The organism is Pseudomonas sp. NFX5, from assembly GCF_049132125.1.
GTDB lineage: Bacteria > Pseudomonadota > Gammaproteobacteria > Pseudomonadales > Pseudomonadaceae > Aquipseudomonas > Aquipseudomonas marginalis.
The window spans coordinates 109,898-128,097 of record NZ_JAFMZG010000020.1 but is presented as its reverse complement, the minus strand read 5'-3'; the positions used below and the strand labels follow the sequence as shown (position 1 = coordinate 128,097).

General features: G+C 61.7%; 13 protein-coding genes. 2 read left to right on the top strand and 11 right to left on the bottom strand.

Annotation, left to right across the window (positions count from 1 at the left end):
* The first annotated feature begins 35 nt into the window (after positions 1-35).
* Together J1N02_RS12755 and J1N02_RS12750 are read left to right on the top strand one after the other, a co-directional pair.
* Positions 36-1,184, top strand: coding sequence for an NAD(P)/FAD-dependent oxidoreductase (locus tag J1N02_RS12755; protein WP_027608256.1), 1,149 nt, complete (start codon positions 36-38; stop codon positions 1,182-1,184).
* Positions 1,185-1,375: 191 nt separating this feature from the next.
* A complete protein-coding gene (locus J1N02_RS12750) occupies positions 1,376-1,651 on the top strand; it encodes an HU family DNA-binding protein (RefSeq protein ID WP_003176958.1) in 276 nt (91 codons plus the stop codon).
* 92 nt (positions 1,652-1,743) lie between these two features.
* On the opposite strand, the gene comJ is transcribed toward J1N02_RS12750, so the two are convergent.
* The 11 genes from comJ to tssC all read right to left on the bottom strand — a co-directional run bounded on the left by comJ (position 1,744) and on the right by tssC (position 18,200).
* A complete protein-coding gene (gene comJ / locus J1N02_RS12745) occupies positions 1,744-2,070 on the bottom strand; it encodes a competence protein ComJ (protein WP_421147389.1) in 327 nt (108 codons plus the stop codon).
* A 40-nt stretch (positions 2,071-2,110) separates the two neighbouring features.
* Complete coding sequence (locus J1N02_RS12740; RefSeq protein ID WP_098480706.1) at positions 2,111-2,980, bottom strand: tetratricopeptide repeat protein; 870 nt, start codon at positions 2,978-2,980, stop codon at positions 2,111-2,113.
* An 8-nt stretch (positions 2,981-2,988) separates the two neighbouring features.
* Positions 2,989-7,359 carry an RHS repeat-associated core domain-containing protein gene (locus tag J1N02_RS12735; RefSeq protein WP_098480707.1) on the bottom strand — a complete coding sequence of 1,457 codons (4,371 nt, stop codon included), beginning with the start codon at positions 7,357-7,359 and terminating at the stop codon, positions 2,989-2,991.
* A gap of 12 nt (positions 7,360-7,371) precedes the next feature.
* The gene (locus J1N02_RS12730) at positions 7,372-7,806 is read right to left on the bottom strand and encodes a DcrB-related protein (RefSeq protein ID WP_098480708.1); all 435 of its coding nucleotides are present in this window, start codon (positions 7,804-7,806) and stop codon (positions 7,372-7,374) included.
* 15 nt (positions 7,807-7,821) lie between these two features.
* Positions 7,822-9,762 (bottom strand): type VI secretion system Vgr family protein, encoded by a 1,941-nt coding sequence (locus tag J1N02_RS12725; RefSeq protein ID WP_098480709.1) that lies wholly within the window; start codon positions 9,760-9,762, stop codon positions 7,822-7,824.
* 159 nt (positions 9,763-9,921) lie between these two features.
* Positions 9,922-12,585 carry a type VI secretion system ATPase TssH gene (gene tssH, locus J1N02_RS12720; protein ID WP_065946493.1) on the bottom strand — a complete coding sequence of 888 codons (2,664 nt, stop codon included), beginning with the start codon at positions 12,583-12,585 and terminating at the stop codon, positions 9,922-9,924.
* Positions 12,578-13,621, bottom strand: coding sequence for a type VI secretion system baseplate subunit TssG (tssG, locus tag J1N02_RS12715; RefSeq protein WP_027608261.1), 1,044 nt, complete (start codon positions 13,619-13,621; stop codon positions 12,578-12,580). The genes tssH and tssG overlap by 8 nt, the downstream gene beginning before the upstream one ends.
* Positions 13,585-15,444 carry a type VI secretion system baseplate subunit TssF gene (gene tssF, locus J1N02_RS12710; RefSeq protein ID WP_027608262.1) on the bottom strand — a complete coding sequence of 620 codons (1,860 nt, stop codon included), beginning with the start codon at positions 15,442-15,444 and terminating at the stop codon, positions 13,585-13,587. The genes tssG and tssF overlap by 37 nt, the downstream gene beginning before the upstream one ends.
* Entirely contained in the window at positions 15,441-15,956 is a 516-nt protein-coding gene (gene tssE / locus J1N02_RS12705; RefSeq protein WP_027608263.1) for a type VI secretion system baseplate subunit TssE, read from the bottom strand. Before tssE ends, tssF begins: the two co-directional genes overlap by 4 nt.
* Before the next feature lie 87 nt (positions 15,957-16,043).
* A complete protein-coding gene (locus tag J1N02_RS12700; RefSeq protein WP_015886558.1) occupies positions 16,044-16,532 on the bottom strand; it encodes an Hcp family type VI secretion system effector in 489 nt (162 codons plus the stop codon).
* Between the two features lie 171 nt (positions 16,533-16,703).
* The gene (gene tssC / locus J1N02_RS12695; RefSeq protein ID WP_027608264.1) at positions 16,704-18,200 is read right to left on the bottom strand and encodes a type VI secretion system contractile sheath large subunit; all 1,497 of its coding nucleotides are present in this window, start codon (positions 18,198-18,200) and stop codon (positions 16,704-16,706) included.

Genomic DNA, 18,200 nt, shown 5'->3' with positions numbered 1-18,200 from the left:
TTTCAGTTTCAGAGACGTACTACAAGGAGAACGGAATGAACACACCTGTCGTGATCATCGGCACAGGATTGGCCGGTTACAACGTGGCCCGGGAGTTTCGCAAGCTCGACAGCGAGACCCCATTGCTGCTGATCACCGCGGATGACGGGCGCTCCTACTCCAAGCCCATGCTCTCCACCGGCTTTGGCAAGAACAAGGAAGCCGATGGCCTGAGCATGGCGGAACCCGGCGCCATGGCCGAGCAACTCAAGGCCGAAGTGCGCACTCACACCCGTGTCAGCGGCATCGACCCCGGCCACAAGCGCCTGTGGATCGGTGAAGAAGCGGTGGCCTATCGTGATCTGGTCCTGGCCTGGGGCGCAGAAACCGTGCGTGTCCCCGTCGAAGGTGATGCGGCTGAGCTGGTTTTCCCGATCAACGACCTCGAAGATTACGCCCGCTTTCGCGCCGCCGCGGCCGGCAAGCGCCGCGTGCTGCTGCTCGGCGCCGGCCTGATCGGCTGTGAATTTGCCAACGACCTGATCCTCGGCGGTTATGAAATCGACCTGGTGGCGCCGTGCGAGCAAGTGATGCCGACCCTGCTGCACCCGGCGGCGGCCGCAGCGGTACAGGCTGGCCTGGAAGGGCTGGGGGCGCGTTTCCACCTGGGCCCGGTGCTCAACCGCCTGCAACGCAGCGCTGACGGCCTGGAAGCGCATCTGTCGGACGGTGAAGTGGTGCACTGCGACCTGGTGGTCTCGGCCATCGGCCTGCGCCCGCGTGTCGACCTGGCCGCCGCCGCCGGTCTGCAGACCAATCGTGGGATCATGGTGGACCGCCACCTCAAGACCTCCCACGCCAATATCTACGCCCTGGGCGACTGCGCCGAGGTCGATGGCCTCAACCTGCTGTACGTCATGCCGCTGATGAGCTGCGCCCGTGCCCTGGCCCAGACCCTGGCCGGCAACGCCACAGCTGTCAGCTATGGCCCGATGCCGGTCACCGTGAAAACCCCGGTCTGCCCGCTGGTGGTTTCGCCACCGCCACGGGGCACCGAAGGGGTGTGGAGCGTCGAAGGCCAGGGTGCCGACATCAAGGCCCTGTGCCGCGACGCCAGCGGCCGCCTGCTGGGTTACGCGCTGACCGGCAGCGCCGTGATGGAAAAACTCGCCCTCAACAAAGAACTTCCGCCGTTGCTGGCGTAAATACCGGTCGTTCTGTCGGAATAAGCACGTTTTTCCCCCGAGAAAGGTCGCCGCGAGACTGGCGGAGCGTGCGAGGGCATGCCATCCTCACTCCCGTCTGCCGCAGAGTAGAGCCTGCGGCGCTTTGGGCGCTGCTCCACAGACGAGCAGCACGGACATAACAACAAAAAACCGTCAAAGAGGCTTCACATATGCGTAAACCAGAACTCGCAGCCGCCATCGCTGAAAAAGCGGATCTCACCAAAGAACAGGCCAACCGCGTCCTCAACGCCGTTCTCGAAGAAATCACCGGCGCCCTGCACCGCAAGGACAGCGTCACCCTGGTGGGCTTCGGCACCTTCCTGCAACGCCACCGTGGCGCCCGCACCGGTAAAAACCCGCAAACCGGTGAGCCTGTGAAGATCAAGGCGAGCAACACCGTTGCGTTCAAGCCGGGCAAGTCGCTTAAAGACACCGTTAACGCGTAAGCAGTGCCGTCTCGACAGGGGGCGGGGTGGTAGGAAAATGGGCACGCCGACTGGGTCGGGTGCCCTTTTTTTGTGGCCGCTTATTAAGTGCTTTAACGAATGCCTTCGACGAGTTCCTGGTCTTTCTCGCCACCCCACGGATCGTCCAGCAGGTACTTGGCAGCGACTTTGGTGTCAGTTGGGACCAAGGGGATCTTGTAGAAAATCTCGTCGCCTTCGCAGACCTCGAAGTACAACGCATAGTCGCGCTTCTCCAGATCCAGCGTAACGTTGAATTTTTCGGACGCCGAGGCTACTTCCACCTGCTTGGGGTCTGTGACATGAAACGGCACGACGATGCAGCGCTGGGCGGTTTCATCAGGGTGTCTTTTATAGTCCTTTATAGTTACGCAGTTCTTTAAATGCTTTGTCGAGGACACTCATGTTCTTTTCCTGTGGGGAAAATTTATCGCCACAGGGTCATTTTTTGCTGTTCATCACGGGGTCGGCAAGATTTTCAGTGCCGTCATTCATGCGCTGCAAGAGCTTAATCGCGCGTGGAAAACCTTGTTCGGCTGAGCGCTCCAGCCACTTCCTGGCTTGTTCAATGTCCTGATCTACTATCCATCCATCGATGTACATTTTCGCCAAGTCAAATTGGCCATGAGCGTCGCCGGAGTCGGCTCGTGGGAAGTGAAATTCCACGGTTTGGGTGATTACATCAATGTCCCAATAGTCGCGCTTGTTTGCTTGGAAGAGCCTGACCGTTTGATCATCTACCCACTCAACAGCCCCTATCAGTGACTCAAAAAGGCCCAAAGCAATACCGATTCGCGCAGCGGTAAAAAATCTCTCAGGTGTGTCTTTGGCGCCCTGTACCAAAACACCGATATTAATGTACCGATCCGTGCGCCAGGCAGCAGTCGCGGACAGTGTATTGGATGGGTTTTTTTGGGGCCGCCCTGCAGTGCCTGAAAATTGATACTCACGCTTGATGATCTCGGCGTGCAACTTATGTATCGGATCGGTATCCCAGCCCTTAAGCACCGCCAATGATAAAAGCGCTTCATGAATATCTTCGATTAACGACTGGCGAATTGCGCTCTCTGAAGCATTCGCAGGTAACTCATTCAGGTGTTTGAATGGGTGGGAATAGGTGCAAACATTCGCGAGTGTCTGCTCCGCCTCAACAGACGTTGGCTGAAGAATTATTTTGGCAACTCCGCCAGTGGGTATCTTGCACTTAGTTGCAAGGAGATAAATATAGAGTACGGCTGCCTCGCGGATGCTGTGGGGCTGCAGACGCTCGGAAGGAGAGGCAATCTCAAGTGTTGATAAATATTTGCTCATCAGAATCTCTATCTCGTCGCGTTGGGTAGTGAGTTACCCACTGGATTGATACCAACTTTTGGGAACGTAGGTGTTTGGCCGGCTCTTTGAGCGGCTACCGAGTAGCCATTTACTCTACCTTGCTCAACCTTCAATGCCTTGGTTCTCGTTACATTTTTCCTGATGATAGCTGACTCGTATTTATCAGAGCCGGGTGGTTTGTTGAGTTTGCGCACCTGAGATTCAGCGCGGTAAGACTTGCCGTTCTTAGAAATTTTCCCGCCGCTAATGCCGTATTTATGTACCTGGCCAGTCGTTTTGTTACGGATGACATAAACGTGGTTTGGCTTGTTATTTTGTCTGGAGTTTCCGTTTGCAGCGCCACAGGTCTTCCACCCCCAAGGATCTAACCATGCAATGGGGTTGGGTGCGTATTGGTAGAGGTTGAGCTCGCCGTCCAATCCAATCGGGTCCGGCGTCGTAAACCGGCCCACATCTGGATCATAAAACCTGAACGTATTGAAATGCAGCCCTGTCTCCCGATCCAGGTACTGCCCCTGGAACCGCAGGTTCTGCTCTTCAATGTAATAAGGCTCGCGCACCTCTTCCAGGGTGTTGCCCCACACCCGATACGTTGCCTGCCAGACGCTATGCCCATCCGCGTCTGTCAGCTGTTCCGGCAGGCCATTGAGGTCGTTGTGGTAGTAACGAATTTTCTGTAACGGCCCAGCGCCATCGACCCGCGCCAAGGGTTCGTAGCCGTCATCTTCGTAGACATAAAGACTGGTCTGGCTGTGCTTATGCTCCTGCAACAACCGCAAACCATCCCAGGTAAATCGGGTTTCCCCCAGCGGATACCCATCCTTGCCATGCTCAGTCTTCTCAATGCGCCGGCCCAGCGGGTCATAGGTCATCCTGACCACGCTGCCGTTTTCATTGCGTACTTCGATCAACCGACTCTCGGCGTCATACGCAAATCGCTGTACACCGCGTTTGGCGCTGCGCTTTTCGACCATTCGCCCAAAGGCGTCATAGCGATAACGCTTGTCTTGATACGTCAGCAGCTTGTTGTGCACCACCAACCCGGCACCGGCCTGCGGGCCGTCCAGAAGGTTGGCGGCGGCGTCATACGCGAAGGTTTCGCGCTGGCCGTGCAGGCTGTCCTGGCTGGCGATGATGCGGCCGGTGGCGTCGTAGTGCAGCAGTTGGCGGTGTTGCGCGGCGGGTTGCTGGTCGAGTTTGCCGATCAGGTTGTCAGCGGGGTCGTACTCGAACTGTTTTCGCGCTGCTGCCGGCATTAACGAAGGCTGACTCACCAGGCGGCGTTGGCGTGAGCGCAGTCGGCCGCTGCGGTCGTATTCGCTGCGGGTGCTGAGCTGGCCTTGGGTACGCAGGACCTCGCGGTGCAGGCGGTCGCGCTCGAAGTCGCTGATCACCTGGCCGTCGAGGTTGATCTGGTGCAGGTGGCCGCTGCCGTAGTACAGGCGATTGAGCCAGCGGCCGTCAGGCAGTTGGGTCTGGATTAGGTTGCCGAGCTCGTCGTAGTGGTGTTGCAGGTTGCCTGCTGAGCTCTGTTCGGCCAGCAATTGACCGAGGGCGTCGTAGGCGAAGCCCAGGGCTTGGGTATTGCCTTGCACGTCGGTGAAAGTCACTGCCGTAAGCTGGTCCACAGCATCGTAGCTGTAGTCGGTGCGGCCATCGTCGGTGGTTTTTGCAACCAATCGGCCGACCGCATCGCGCGCCAGCCGGTGAGCGATGCGGGCGGGTGGCGTTTCGGGAACCACCGCCAAGCCATTCCCGTAAGGTGCAGGGACTACAGTCACCGTGGTGATATTATCCAGCGGGTCGTAGTCGTAGCGCTTGGCGCTGCCGTCAAGGTCCTGTTGCTCGGCCAGTCGGTTTGCGGCGTCCCAGGCAAACCGATAACGTTCGCCGTTCTCGTTGATCAGCGCTTGCAGGCGCCCATAGCTGTCATAACCGAATTGCACTTGTCGACCATGGGCGTCGGTGCGCTGGCTGACCTGGCCACGACGGTTGTACTGGTAGAGAGTGGTGTCCCCGGCCGGGTCGGTATAACCCAGCAGTTGGCCGCTGACGTCTCGTTGGTAGTGCTCGGTACGCCCGTCCGGCAGTTGGCTGCTGAGCAAGCGACCCTGGGCGTCATGGATGAATAGCGTGCGCTCACCCAGCGCATCAGTAATGACCTGCAAATACCCACGCTCGTCATAACTGAAACGCGTCGGATAACCCGAACAGTCGATATGCTCAACCAATTGCCCGAATGGATTCCAGCGCAGCTTTTTGCTTTTGCCGGTGGTATCGATTATTTCTACTGGCTGTCCATGGGCGTCGTAGCGATATTGGGTGACGTAGCCCAGCGGATCGGTTTCGGCGATGCAGTTACCACGCGGGTCATAGCGATACTGCCAACTGTTGTCGGCGGCGTCCGTTTCCATCAGCGGCAGCGCCCAATGTTCGAGCCACAGAATCGAATCGCTGCGGCCCAACGGGTCGCTCTCGCCGATCAGGTTGCCGGCTTCGTCGTAGCTGTATTCATAGCGCCCACCCAACGGATCGGTGGCGCTGAGCAGTTGGCGTTCGTCGTTCCATTCGAATAGCCAGGTCTGCCCGAGATTATCGCTGTGTCGAATGATCTCGTGCTGCGTGTTCCAATGCCGCGTACTGACGCGCTGCAAACCGTCGGTGATACGAGTGAGCCCGGCCTTCAAGTCATAGTCGAACTGGTACGCGTCGCCCTCATCGGTCCAGTGCCGGACAACCCGCCACTCCAAGCAGTCAACCAACGCCCATTCGTAGAAGCAACGCAATCCGGTGGGCAACTGATGCTCCACCATTCGCCGACCACTGTCGTAGCTGAAGCGCCGCTGCACCTGGCCGGTGGCGTCGCGCACCAGCGCCAGGTTGCCAGCGGTGTCATAGTCATAGCTGACCAGTACTTCGCGGCGCTGATCGGGGTAAAGGCGTTCGAGCCGCGCCACGTGGCCTTGATCGCGGATCAACTCCACTTGCACCAGGTCGAACGTATCGCGCAGCCGGATCAGCCGCCCGGCTTCGTCGTAATCAACATGGATGCGGTTGTCGTTGCGGTCGCCGAGCTGGCTGAGGCGCAGCAACGCCGGGTTGGCGGAAGGCTCAAATAAGCGATACAGCCCGTCATCGCTTTCGATCAGCAATTGCCCGTTGAGGTGTCGGCGCACGGCCAGCCCTTCACCGGCGCTGAACACCGCGCCGCCCAGGGGAATGCTGCCCATGTCGATAGGCCGGCCCTGTTCATCGGTGTAGACCAGCGTTTCGCCGCCGTCGGGGTGAGGCTGGATGTCGACGCACACTTCATACGGCACGCTCCAGCCTGCGCCGAACAGGCTGCCCGAGCGTTCGTCGCGGCTGTTGTAGAAGCGTTGCCAATCAATCGGCAGGATGCCGGGCAGGACAAAATCCAGCTCATCATCGCCGCCCAGCACCTTGGCGCCGGTGGCCGCATGCACCGGGTTCGACGAGCCCATGGCCGCATTGGCCATCGCCCCCATCGCGCTGCTCACGGCCATCGAGGTCGCGCCGCCGATCAACATGCACGGCAGCTTGCTGAAGAACTTGCCCTTGCCGCCCTTGAGCATCAACAACGCCGTCACCGCCAGCCCGACGCCCGGCGTCTTGCCGCTGCGGATCTCGCGCACCACCACCGAACCGCCGCCAATGGTCACGTTGGAGGAAATCAGCCCCGACGACACCACCGTTGCATCGCAGGTGCTGCGGTCACCGCTGCGCACTGCCGGCTGGCCATTGATGGTGACTTTTTCCGAACCCTCGGCCAGAAACTGCGGCGGCATCGGCGGGTGCTTCATGCACGTGACCAAATCCAGCGGCTTGGGTTCGGCGCCGGGCGCAGGTGTGGCAACCGTGGGGCGCCACATCTGCGAGAAGAAACTCTCGGCCATGTCCAGGTAGCTGGCTTCCGGCTCGGGCGCGGGTTCTTCCAGTTCAGTGCCGGCGGGTGCGACGTGAGAACTGATCGCCCCGGCAGCGCGAGCGGCCGGAATACTGTTGGTGAGGGTATTGGTGGAGCCTGTGAGAATGTTCGCCTGCACCGTGGGTGGAAACAGGGCGTTGCTGAAGCTCTCGCATAAATTCGATAAGCCTTTGTCCGCCCCGGTCTTGCTCATGGCCAGGCCGACAATCGTGCCCACCACGGCGCCCAGCAGGAAACAGCCGAGCCCGCCGGTGGCCACGGTAATCCCGGTGGCGGCAACCACCGCCGCAGTCGCCACCGCCGTGATTGCGATGTTGGCCGCCACCTCCAGCACACCGCCGAGGATGTCGGCCATCATCGAAGTGTGGGAGAGCGCATCGCCCATCCGGGCCGCCCATAACGCGTCAGACATGCGGGCAGCTCATCAGGAAATAGCGTCGAACGACAGCGAGTTTTTGATCAAGGCCCAGTGCGCCGCCTCTGCATCCCCCAGCGTGTCCGCCTTCACATAACTCAACGCGAGCATCTTGCGCGTGCCCGGTATCACCAGCGCCAACTGATACTGGAATACCTTGTCATTGCCCTTGTTGAACTGGCTGCGCAGCTCGATGCCTTCCACCTCCTGCGCGGCGCCCAAACGCACGTCCACACCCGCTTGATAGCGCAAATCCTGTACTTGTTTTTCCAGGCGCTGGAGTTGGTCGTTGAAGTTGCTGTGCAGGGTTTCGCCGTCGGCCAACAGGCTGCGGCTGACGATCAGGGATGTGCCCAACTCCGGGAACTTGAGGATATTGATCGTCGCGTCCTGCAACTCACTGGCGGGCAATTGGAACTGGAATTCGTTGATTCGGTACGTCATGGCAAACGGGTCTCGTCAGGAGCTTTTGGGCGCGGGGAAGGCGGCTTTGATATTGGCGTCGATGGCGCCTTTCTGGCCCTGGCCGTCGGGCGTGGCGCCAGGGCCGCCGCCGTTGTTCAGGTGCAGCACGCCGCCGGTATTGAACTCGGCATCGCCGCTGGCATAGAAGCTGATGTTCACGCCGGTCAGGTTGATCTGCCCACTGGCGTTGAGCTCCAGGATGCTTTCACCGCAGACCAGGCGCAGGTTTTCGCCCACTTCGATGACGTAGCTCTGGCTGATGCTGTCGGTCTTTCTCTGGCCCACCGAGAGGATGTCTTCCTGCTTGACGATACGCAGGCGGTTGTTGCCGATGGTGACCGTCTCGTTATGGCCGATACTTTTATTGCGGTCGTGCCCGACGGAATGACTTTCGTCCACCTCGACAACAATGTCCTGGTTACGCTCGGCATGGATATACAACTGCTCCAACCCCTTCTTGTCCTCCATGCGGATTTCATTGAAGTTGGCCGGCGTGCCGCCCTTGCTGGAGCGACTCTTCATGCCGCTCTGGGTCGCATTTTCCGGCAGGTCGTAGGGCACCGTCTGCTCGGCGTTGTACACCCGCCCGGTGATGATCGGGCGGTCCGGATCGCCTTCGAGAAAACTGACAATCACTTCCTGGCCGATCCGTGGAATCTGCATCGAGCCCCAGTTCTTGCCGGCCCAGGACTGCGACACGCGGATCCAGCACGAGCTGTTTTCGTTGGATTGGTCGTGGCGGTCCCAGTAGAAGTGCACCTTCACGCGGCCGTACTGGTCGGTCCAGATTTCCTCGCCTTTGGGGCCAACCACCAATGCCGTCTGCGGGCCTTTGACGATGGGGCGGTGGGTGGTGGCCAGCGGGCGGAAGCTTTGCTGGGCGTCGATGCAGGTCAGGCTGCTTTCGAACTGCGCCGAACCCGAACCGCCGCCGCTTTCCAGGCTTTCCTGGACGATGTAGTAGCGGCAGCCGACGATCAGGTATTCGCGGTTCTGGTCCTGGCGGCTGAAGCCGGTGAGGCTGAACAGGTGGCCGGAACCCAGGCCACGGGCATTGCCGGCGAACTCGACCTGTTCATGCAGGGTTTGCAGGGCTTCGATGCGGGTTCGCGCGTAGTGTTCGCCGTCGGCGCTTTGCACGTAGGTGCCGGGGTAGTCGTACAGCGGATAGTCGCCGGCGGTGTGCGGGCGCGGCATGGCCGAACGCACGTCGATGCTGGCGCTGGGGCGCTGGAAGTCGTAGTCGTTGAGCTCCAGCGAGCCCGGCTGGACTTCCTGCGCCAGGTGCCAGTTGTGCATGTGGTCGCGTTCGCGCTGTTGCTCGTCCTTGGGGTAGTACGGGATCGAGGCATAGCCCGGCACCGTGGTGTGGGCGCCATAGGCGTCGGCCAGCACCAGCACATGGCGGTCCTGTTCATGGCGGAAGAAGTAGTAGATGCCTTCCTGTTCCATCAGGCGGCTGACGAAATCGAAGCTGGTCTCGCGGTACTGCACGCAGTATTCCCACTCGCGGTACGGCCGGCTCAGGGCGTCTTCGAAGTCGGAAAACCCCAGGTCGCGGAACACCTGCTTGATGATCTGCGGGATGCTCAGGTTCTGGAAAATCCGGCAGTCCGAGGTGCGAGTCAGCAGCCAGAACCACGGGCGCAGCGTCACCTGGTAACTGGCGAACTGGCCCTGGTCGATGTTCTGGCTGCAGCGCGCGACGATGCCGTGGAAGTGCCGCTCACCACCGTCCGCCAGTTGCAGACCGACGCTCATGGGCTTGCCGAGCAACTGGTTGAGGTCGATGTTGGCGTCCAGGGACGTCAGTTGCAGTTCATAGTTGAACAGGCGGCCCAGCTCTTCGCCGCCGCCCATTTCATTGAGCAGCAGCACATCCGGCCCGAGGGGGCTGGTGATCTTGGCCAGGCGTGAGGCTTGGTTGAATAGCATCGGGCGTCTCGAAAATGACTAAATAACTGAAGAAACTGAGTTCAAATGTGGGAGGGGGCTTGCCCCCGATAGCAGTGTGTCAGTTGATGTATCAGGCGACTGATTCACCGCCATCGGGGGCAAGCCCCCTCCCACATTTGCATTGCATTCCAACAGTCGTTATTCGGCGTCGCTGAAGTCGTAATGCAGCTCGTTATCCCGGCTGCTGATGCGCACACCCGCCAATGCCTTGCCTTCGAGCATGCGCGTGAGGAATTCACGGCTCATGTCCGGCAGCAGGCTGTTGGTGAGGATGGTGTCGATCATGCGCCCGCCGCTTTCGGTCTCGGTGCAGCGCGAGACGATCAGGTCGACCACCGCGTCGTCGTAGTCGAAGGCGACCTTGTGGGTCGTCTCCACGCGCTTCTTGATGCGGTTGAGTTGCAGGCGGGTGATCGCCTTGAGCATCTCGTCGCTCAGCGGGTAGTACGGGATCGTCACCAGGCGGCCGAGCAGGGCGGGCGGGAAGATCTCCAGCAGTGGCTGGCGCAGGGCCTTGGCGATTTCTTCCGGCTCGGGGATGTTCGCCGGGTCCTTGCAGACCTGGGAGATCAGCTCGGTACCGGCGTTGGTGGTCAACAGGATCAGGGTGTTCTTGAAGTCGATCACCCGGCCTTCGCCGTCTTCCATCACGCCCTTGTCGAACACCTGGAAGAAGATTTCATGCACGTCCGGGTGGGCTTTTTCCACCTCGTCCAGCAGCACCACGCTGTAGGGCTTGCGCCGCACCGCTTCGGTCAGCACGCCGCCTTCGCCGTAGCCGATATAGCCCGGTGGCGCGCCCTTGAGGGTGGACACCGTGTGGGCTTCCTGGAACTCGCTCATGTTGATGGTGATCACGTTCTGCTCGCCGCCGTACATGGCTTCGGCCAGGGCCAGGGCGGTTTCGGTCTTGCCCACGCCGGAGGTGCCGGCCAGCATGAACACGCCAATCGGCTTGCTCGGGTTGTCGAGGCCGGCGCGGGAGGTCTGGATGCGCTTGGCGATCATCTGCAGGGCGTGGTCCTGGCCGATGATGCGTTTTTTCAGGTGCTGGTCGAGGTTGAGCACGGTTTCCAGTTCGTTGCGGGCCATGCGGCCCACCGGGATACCGGTCCAGTCGGCGACCACCGAAGCCACGGCCTGGTAATCCACGGTCGGCAGGATCAACGGGGTTTCGCCTTGCAGCGCGGTGAGGCGCTGTTGCAGGTCGACCAGTTGCGCACGCAATTCATCGTTGCCGCTGTCCACGACGCCGGCCTTTTCGCGCAGGGTTGCACGGGTGGCGAGCAGCTCATCCACCAGGGTTTTCTCTTCGGCCCAGCGGCTTTCCAGGGTCGCCAGGCGCTCACGCTCGGCGCTTAACAGGGCTTCGCTGTTGCTCTGGCGCGCACCAATGGCAATGCCGATGGCATGCTCACGGGCGATGATTTGCAGCTCGGTTTCCAGGGCTTCGATGCGGCGGCGACTGTCGTCCACTTCGGCCGGCACCGCGTGCAGGCTGATGGCGACGCGGGCGCAGGCGGTGTCCAGCAGGCTCACGGATTTGTCCGGCAGCTGGCGCGCCGGGATGTAGCGGTGGGACAGTTTCACCGAGGCTTCCAGGGCTTCGTCGAGGATCTGCACCTGGTGATGCTTTTCCATGGTCGAGGCCACGCCGCGCATCATCAACAGCGCTTTGTCTTCCGACGGCTCGGCCACTTGTACCACCTGGAAGCGGCGGGTCAGGGCCGGGTCTTTCTCGATGTGCTTCTTGTACTCGGCCCAGGTCGTCGCGGCCACGGTACGCAGGGTGCCACGGGCCAGGGCGGGTTTGAGCAGGTTGGCCGCGTCGCCGGTGCCGGCAGCGCCACCGGCACCCACCAGGGTGTGGGCTTCGTCGATAAACAGGATGATCGGCTTGGGCGAGGCCTGGACGTCTTCGATGACCTGGCGCAGGCGCTGTTCGAACTCGCCTTTCATGCTCGCGCCGGCTTGCAGCAGGCCCACGTCGAGGCTGCGCAGTTCCACATCCTTGAGTGCGGGCGGCACGTCACCGGCGACGATGCGCAGGGCAAAACCTTCGACCACGGCGGTCTTGCCCACACCGGCTTCACCGGTGAGGATCGGGTTGTTCTGGCGGCGGCGCATGAGGATGTCCACCAATTGGCGGATCTCTTCGTCACGGCCCACGATCGGATCGAGCTTGCCGCTGCGCGCTTGTTCGGTGAGGTCAACGGTGAAGCGCTTGAGGGCTTCCTGCTTGCCCATCGCACTCGGTGCCATGGCGCCGCTGGCCTCGCCCGGCACGGCGCCGGCATTGAAGCCGTCGCTGGCAGTCAAAGCGTTTTCCGGCGAATCACCGACGTATTCGTCAAACCGCTCGCTCAGGGCTTCGGCCTTGATCTTGTCGAACTCCGAGGACAAGCCCAGCAGCGCATGGCGCAGGCTTGGCGTCTTGAGGATGCCCAGCACCAGGTAGCCGGTGCGCACCTGGCTTTCGCCGAACATCAGGCTGCCGTACACCCAGCCGCGTTCCACCGCCTCTTCAACATGGGAAGACAAGTCAGTGATCGACGTCGAGCCACGCGGCAGGCGGTCCAGGGCTTCGGTGAGGTCTCGGGCCAGGCGCGCCGGCTCGACGTTGAACTGGCGGATGATGCGGTGCAGGTCCGAGTCCTGCAGTTGCAGCAACTGGTGGAACCAGTGGGCCAGTTCCACGTACGGGTTGCCCCGCAGCTTGCAGAACACGGTGGCGGCTTCGATGGCCTTGTAGGCCACGCTGTTGAGTTTGCCGAACAGTGCGGCGCGACTGATTTCACCCATGCTCTGGATTCCTTGAGGTGGTGGCTTGATCGGCGTAATGCCGGGCCAGGATTAGGTCGTTGGCATCAACCGCAGGGCAGCCGAGCCAGGTGTTGAAGCCCAGGCGGAACTGGCCATTGAGTTGCAGCGCCGGTACTTCGGGTTGTTGCAGAACCAGGTTCAAGTCCCAGTCCAATTCATGGCCCAGGTACTCGGCCACCCACGCCACCAGCTCGTTGAACGGCTGGCTGCCGGGCAGCATGCCCATGTAGTCGTCCAACTTGAGCGGGCCCAGGCGGATGCGGAATTTATGCTGGCGGTCCCACACGTGGCTGCCCAGGCAGAAGTCCACCCCCAGCTGGTGGGCGCTCACGCCCACGCGGCTGCGTTCGGGCAGTTCCAGCCATTGGCCGACGTATTCTTCGATCTCCACCGGCAGGCCGAAATACTCGCCGAGGATCGCCTTCAAACCGTCCGGGTAGCGGGTTTGTGCCGACAGGTGGCCGCTGTAGTGCAGCTTCGCCGTGTCCGGAATCAATCCTTGGTTAAGCAGGCTCGGCATGCCCCGGCCACTCAAGGCAGCGAGGCGTGCGGACCAGTAGTCATCGTCCGGGCGGTCGTGGCTGACCGTCGGCCGCGCCTCGGCCCAGGCCCGGTAAAACAGGCTCAGCAGGCGGTGGTGGAAGACATCCAGGAACTGCTTGCTGGTGCTGTCGGCGTTGTTGCGCTGGCGCTCGCGTACGTACTCGGTGATATGCAGCGGCAACGGGCCGTTGGGGCCACCCAGGCCGAAGAAGAACTGTTCCAGCCGCGCCGGTTTGCCGTCGCCGCCGGGATCGACCGAGGCCAGGGTGGCCGGGGCGAAGGTGCAATCGGCCTGTTGCCCCAGGCGCAACGGGTCATCCGCCAGGCGCAGGGAATGGCCCAGGCGCGGCAGCTCGGGCGATTCGCACTCGATACGCCGCAACGCCTGGAAGAAATCGTATTCCCAGGGCTCCTGATGCATCGCATCCAACGTACTCACAGGGTCGGACGACGCCCGGGCTTGGCTTTCCATCGCATGATCTCGCCGCGTTCGGTGGTACGGATCACCGTCTCGGTAAAACTGTTGATCGACACGTAGCGTGCCAGGAAGCGTTCCAGCACCGCACCGAGCAGGAACACGCCGGTGCCGCGAAACGCGTTTTCATCGAACTCCAAGGTAATTTCCAGGCCGCGGCCAAACACAATCGGGCCGGGCATCGGCAGGCGCCGGGTAACGGCCTTGCTGCTGACGTCGCGCAAGCCTTCGATCTGCAATTGCAGCGCCGCGTCATTGCTGTCGCCATACAGGCGCAGCAGTTCGCGCAATGCCGCCGCGCCCTGGCCTTGCTCGCTCAGGGACAAATAGTTGAGCGACAACTGGCTGATCAGGCGCCAGGCCTTGGCGTCATGGGCATGGCTGGCGCGTGGGCGGCTTGGCCCGGCGACGCAACGCACGGATAACACCGGCGCGCTGTCGGCCAGGGTGAAGTCGGTCTTGCCGTTGCCCACGCTCATGAACAACGGCAGGTCGCGGTTGGTGCACAGCGCGGTCACGCCGAGTTGGCGCAGGTCATGGCGATACGGCGCCTGGCGGCTGTCGACCAGGCTGACAAAGGTTTCGCTGCCCACATAGGTGGAGCGCGGGCCGTTGCGGCGCTGGTCGCTGGACAGTACCCGCGGCTCGCGGCGCACGGTGTAGTACGCCTGGTCGCGGCCGTAACGGGATGGGTCGCGGACCGCATAGAACGGCAAAAAGGGCTGCTCTGGCCCGGTGCCGTGGCCGGTGATGCCGCTCAACGAATGAATTTCGAAATCCATCGGCCGCGTGCGGTCGGCGATCACGTGGTGCTCGTTGACCCGGTCGGACAAGTGGATGCGGTCCACGCGCTTGGGGAACAGGTTGATCGCCGGGGTGCAGAACGGCAGGAACTGCGCCGCGCCGACGCTGCCTTCCAGGCTTGGCTCGTGACGGTCGAACAGCACGATCAGTTCCAACTCCTGGCCGTCGCAACGCTTGACCGCGCGGCTCAGCTCGGCGAATTCGACGAACAGGAAACGGTGGGGCAGGGCGAAGTATTCCTGCAACAGGCGATAGCCCTGGAAGGCCCGCGCGACCACCGGCATGGCCGCATCGGCGTCGTCGAAACCCCGTGAGCGCAACGCGTCCTGGGGCAGGCGCTCGACCCAATCGCCACCGGGCTTGCGCGCAAACACCGCGCAGGCGTTGCCCAGCAGTTGTTCGTAAAGGCGGAACGGCTGCTCGTCGGCACCGCTGAGGTACAGCGGCAGGTTGTCCAGGTCGAGGCTGTTGAACGGCAATTCGGCGCCGGTACGCAGGGTCAGGCGCAGGCCGGCCTTGGCTTTCGGCTCGCTGGCGGCCAGGCGCCCGAGCACGGCGGCGGGGTTGCCGAAGTACTCGGCGCTGCTGACCTGCAACGGCCACAACGTCACCGGATGCGCGGTGCGGTACTCGCAGCAGGTCTGGGTTTCGCGGCCCAGGGCGGCGCGCAACACGGTGTCGCGCGGCAGCGGAAAGCCGCTGGCCAGGGAGCCTTCGTCGGGGTCGGTGTGCAATTGCACCACGGTCATCGATGGCGTCGGCGCCAGGTAGTGCGGGTAGGCGATTTCCAGCAGGTTGTGGGTGAAGGTCGGGTACTCGGCGTCGAGTTTGAGCTGTACGCGGGCAGTGAGGTAGGCAAAGCCCTCAAGCAGGCGTTCGACGTACGGGTCGGCGCAGTCCATACCGGACAGGGTCAGCCGACTGGCGATCTTCGGGTATTCCTTGGCGAACTCCGCCGCGCTTTCGCGCACGTGGTGCAGTTCCTGGTTGTACAGCTCCAGCAGGCGCGGGTTCATGGGCGCCTCCGCTGGTCGGCATTCACCACGCGCACATGGCCGGATTCCAGGTCGAGGTCGGTTTGCAGCAACAGGCGCAAGGGCACCGGCTGCGCCCACAGGTCGCCTTCGATCTCGAAACTCAGGGCGTTGTGATTCATCTCGCCATGGCCGACGCGGGCCTTCACCCGCAGGGTATGGCGCAGGATGCGCGGTTCAAAGGTGGCAATCGCCTGGTAGATCAGGGCTTCCAGGGCCTTGATGTCGACGCTGGAAACGCTGTTGCCGGCCAGCGCCGGCAGGCCGTAATTGACCACCGAGGTACCGGCCTGTGTGTGCAGCGTGGCATCGGCATCGAGCAACGACGTGGTATTGAGCAGCCACGCCAGGTCGCGCAGCACCGAGGCTTTCAATTGGGTCAGGGACAGCACGCGTTTATCGGCGCTTTCCTTGGGATTGGTTGGGTCGTCGTCGGTCAACCGGTCCAGCAGGGACGGTTGCAGACGGTCGCGGGAAGCGATTTCAGTTACCACCAAAGCAGCTCCACGGACGGGTTGCGAGAGGGACAAAAGGCTTGTGGCCGTGGCGTAAAGCCACAGCCACAAGCGCTATCAGTGCTATCAGCGCTTGGTGTTGGAACGGATGTTCCAGCCAAACTTGATCGCGCCGCCGTCTTTGGTGCCGTCGGCTTTCTGCGGCTGGTAGTCGACCATCACTTGGGCGAAGTTCAGGGTGACGTTTTCAGTCAGGCGGTCATCGCCGCCCGAACCGCCGGTGCTCAGGGACGTTACCAGCACTTCTTCCAGGTTGATCACCATGTACTCGACCTGGCTTTCGCCACCGGCCTTACGCACGGTCAGCTTGACCTTGTCGATGTGTTTGCCGCTGGCGCAGTGCATCATCAGGTTCGGCGAGGCCTTGTCGACGTACTTGGTCAGCGACAGGTCCTGGATGTTCACCTTGCCCGCGCCGCCGCCACCGCCAACATGCATGTTGCCGGACTGGGCCATGCCCCAGCTCCAGTTCAGCACGTCGATTTCGTCCTTGTGGGCCTTGTCCATGGACTCGCCCTTGATGTCGCCGATCTTGATGAAAATATCAACAGCCATGTTTTCTCCCTGTGTGGCTCTTGCCACTGAATTTGAGTGACTCCAAATGGGCAGTGCTTTTGTGTGGTAGGGGGCTTGCCCCCGATGCAGGCACCTCGGTGTGTCAGTCACACCCCAGTGATGCTATCGGGGGCAAGCCCCCTCCCACAGAAGAGCCAGCTCATCCGTGGGTTAGGCGCTTTTCGCCGAAGGCAGCTTCGATACCAGGCGCAACGACACGGTCAGCCCTTCGAGCTGGTAGTGCGGGCGCAGGTAGAACTTGGAGTTGTAGTACCCCGGGTTGCCCTCGACGTCTTCCACGATCACCTCGGCGGCGGCCAACGGGTGCTGGGCCTTGGTGGTCTCGGTGGAGTGCGCCGGGTCACCGTCGACGTAGTTGAGGATCCAGTCCTGCAACCAGCGCTGCATCTCGTCCTTCTCTTTGAAGGAACCGATCTTGTCGCGCACGATGCACTTCAAGTAGTGCGCGAAACGGCAAGTGGCGAACAGGTACGGCAGACGCGCGGCCAGGTTGGCGTTGGCGGTGGCGTCGGGGTCGTCGTATTCGGCCGGCTTCTGCAACGACTGGGCGCCGATGAACGCGGCGAAGTCGGTGTTTTTCTTGTGCAGCAGCGGCATGAAACCGTTCTTCGCCAGTTCCGCTTCACGGCGGTCGCTGATGGCGATTTCGGTCGGGCACTTCATGTCCACGCCACCGTCATCGGTCGGGAACGTGTGGGCCGGCAGGTTTTCCACTTCACCGCCGGACTCCACGCCACGGATGCGCGAGCACCAGCCGTAGTGCTTGAACGAACGGTTGATGTTCACCGCCATCGCGTAGGCGGCGTTGGCCCAGGTGTACTTGGAGCTGTCGGCGCCGTCGGTGTTTTCTTCGAAGGCGAAGGCTTCCACCGGGTCGGTTTTGGCACCATAGGGCAGGCGCGCCAGGAAGCGCGGCATGGTCAGGCCGATGTAGCGCGAGTCTTCCGATTCACGCAGCGAGCGCCAGCCGGCGTATTCCGGGGTGGTGAAGATCTTGGTCAGGTCGCGCGGGTTCGACAGTTCCTGCCACGAGCCCATGCCCATCACGGTCGGCGATGCCGCAGCAATGAACGGGGCGTGCATGGCGGCGCAGACTTTCGACAGCTCGCCCAGCAGTTCCACGTCCGGTGGCGACTGGTCGAAGTAGTAGTCGCCCACCAGGCAACCATAGGGTTCGCCGCCGAACTGGCCGTATTCTTCTTCGTACATCTTCTTGAAGAGCGGGCTCTGGTCCCACGCGGTGCCCTTGAATTTCTTCAGGGTCTTGTGCAGGTCCGGCTTGGAGATGTTGAGCACGCGAATCTTCAGCTGCTCATCGCTCTCGGTGTTATTGACCAGGTAGTGCAGGCCACGCCAGGCGCTTTCCAGCTGCTGGAAATCCTGGTGGTGGATGATCTGGTTGACCTGGGCGGTGAGCTTGGCGTCGATGGCGGCGATGATCGATTCGATCGATTTGATCGCGTCGTTGGACACCAGGTCGGTTTGCGCCAGGGCCTGTTCGGCCAGGGTGCGCACGGCGGTTTCCACGGCTTCGCGGGCACGCTCGGTCTTGGGCTTGAATTCCTGCATCAACAAGGATGCGAACTCGCTGGTTTCCTCGGTTGCACCCAGGCTCTGGGTGCCTTCGCGGGCGGTATTGTCAGTCAT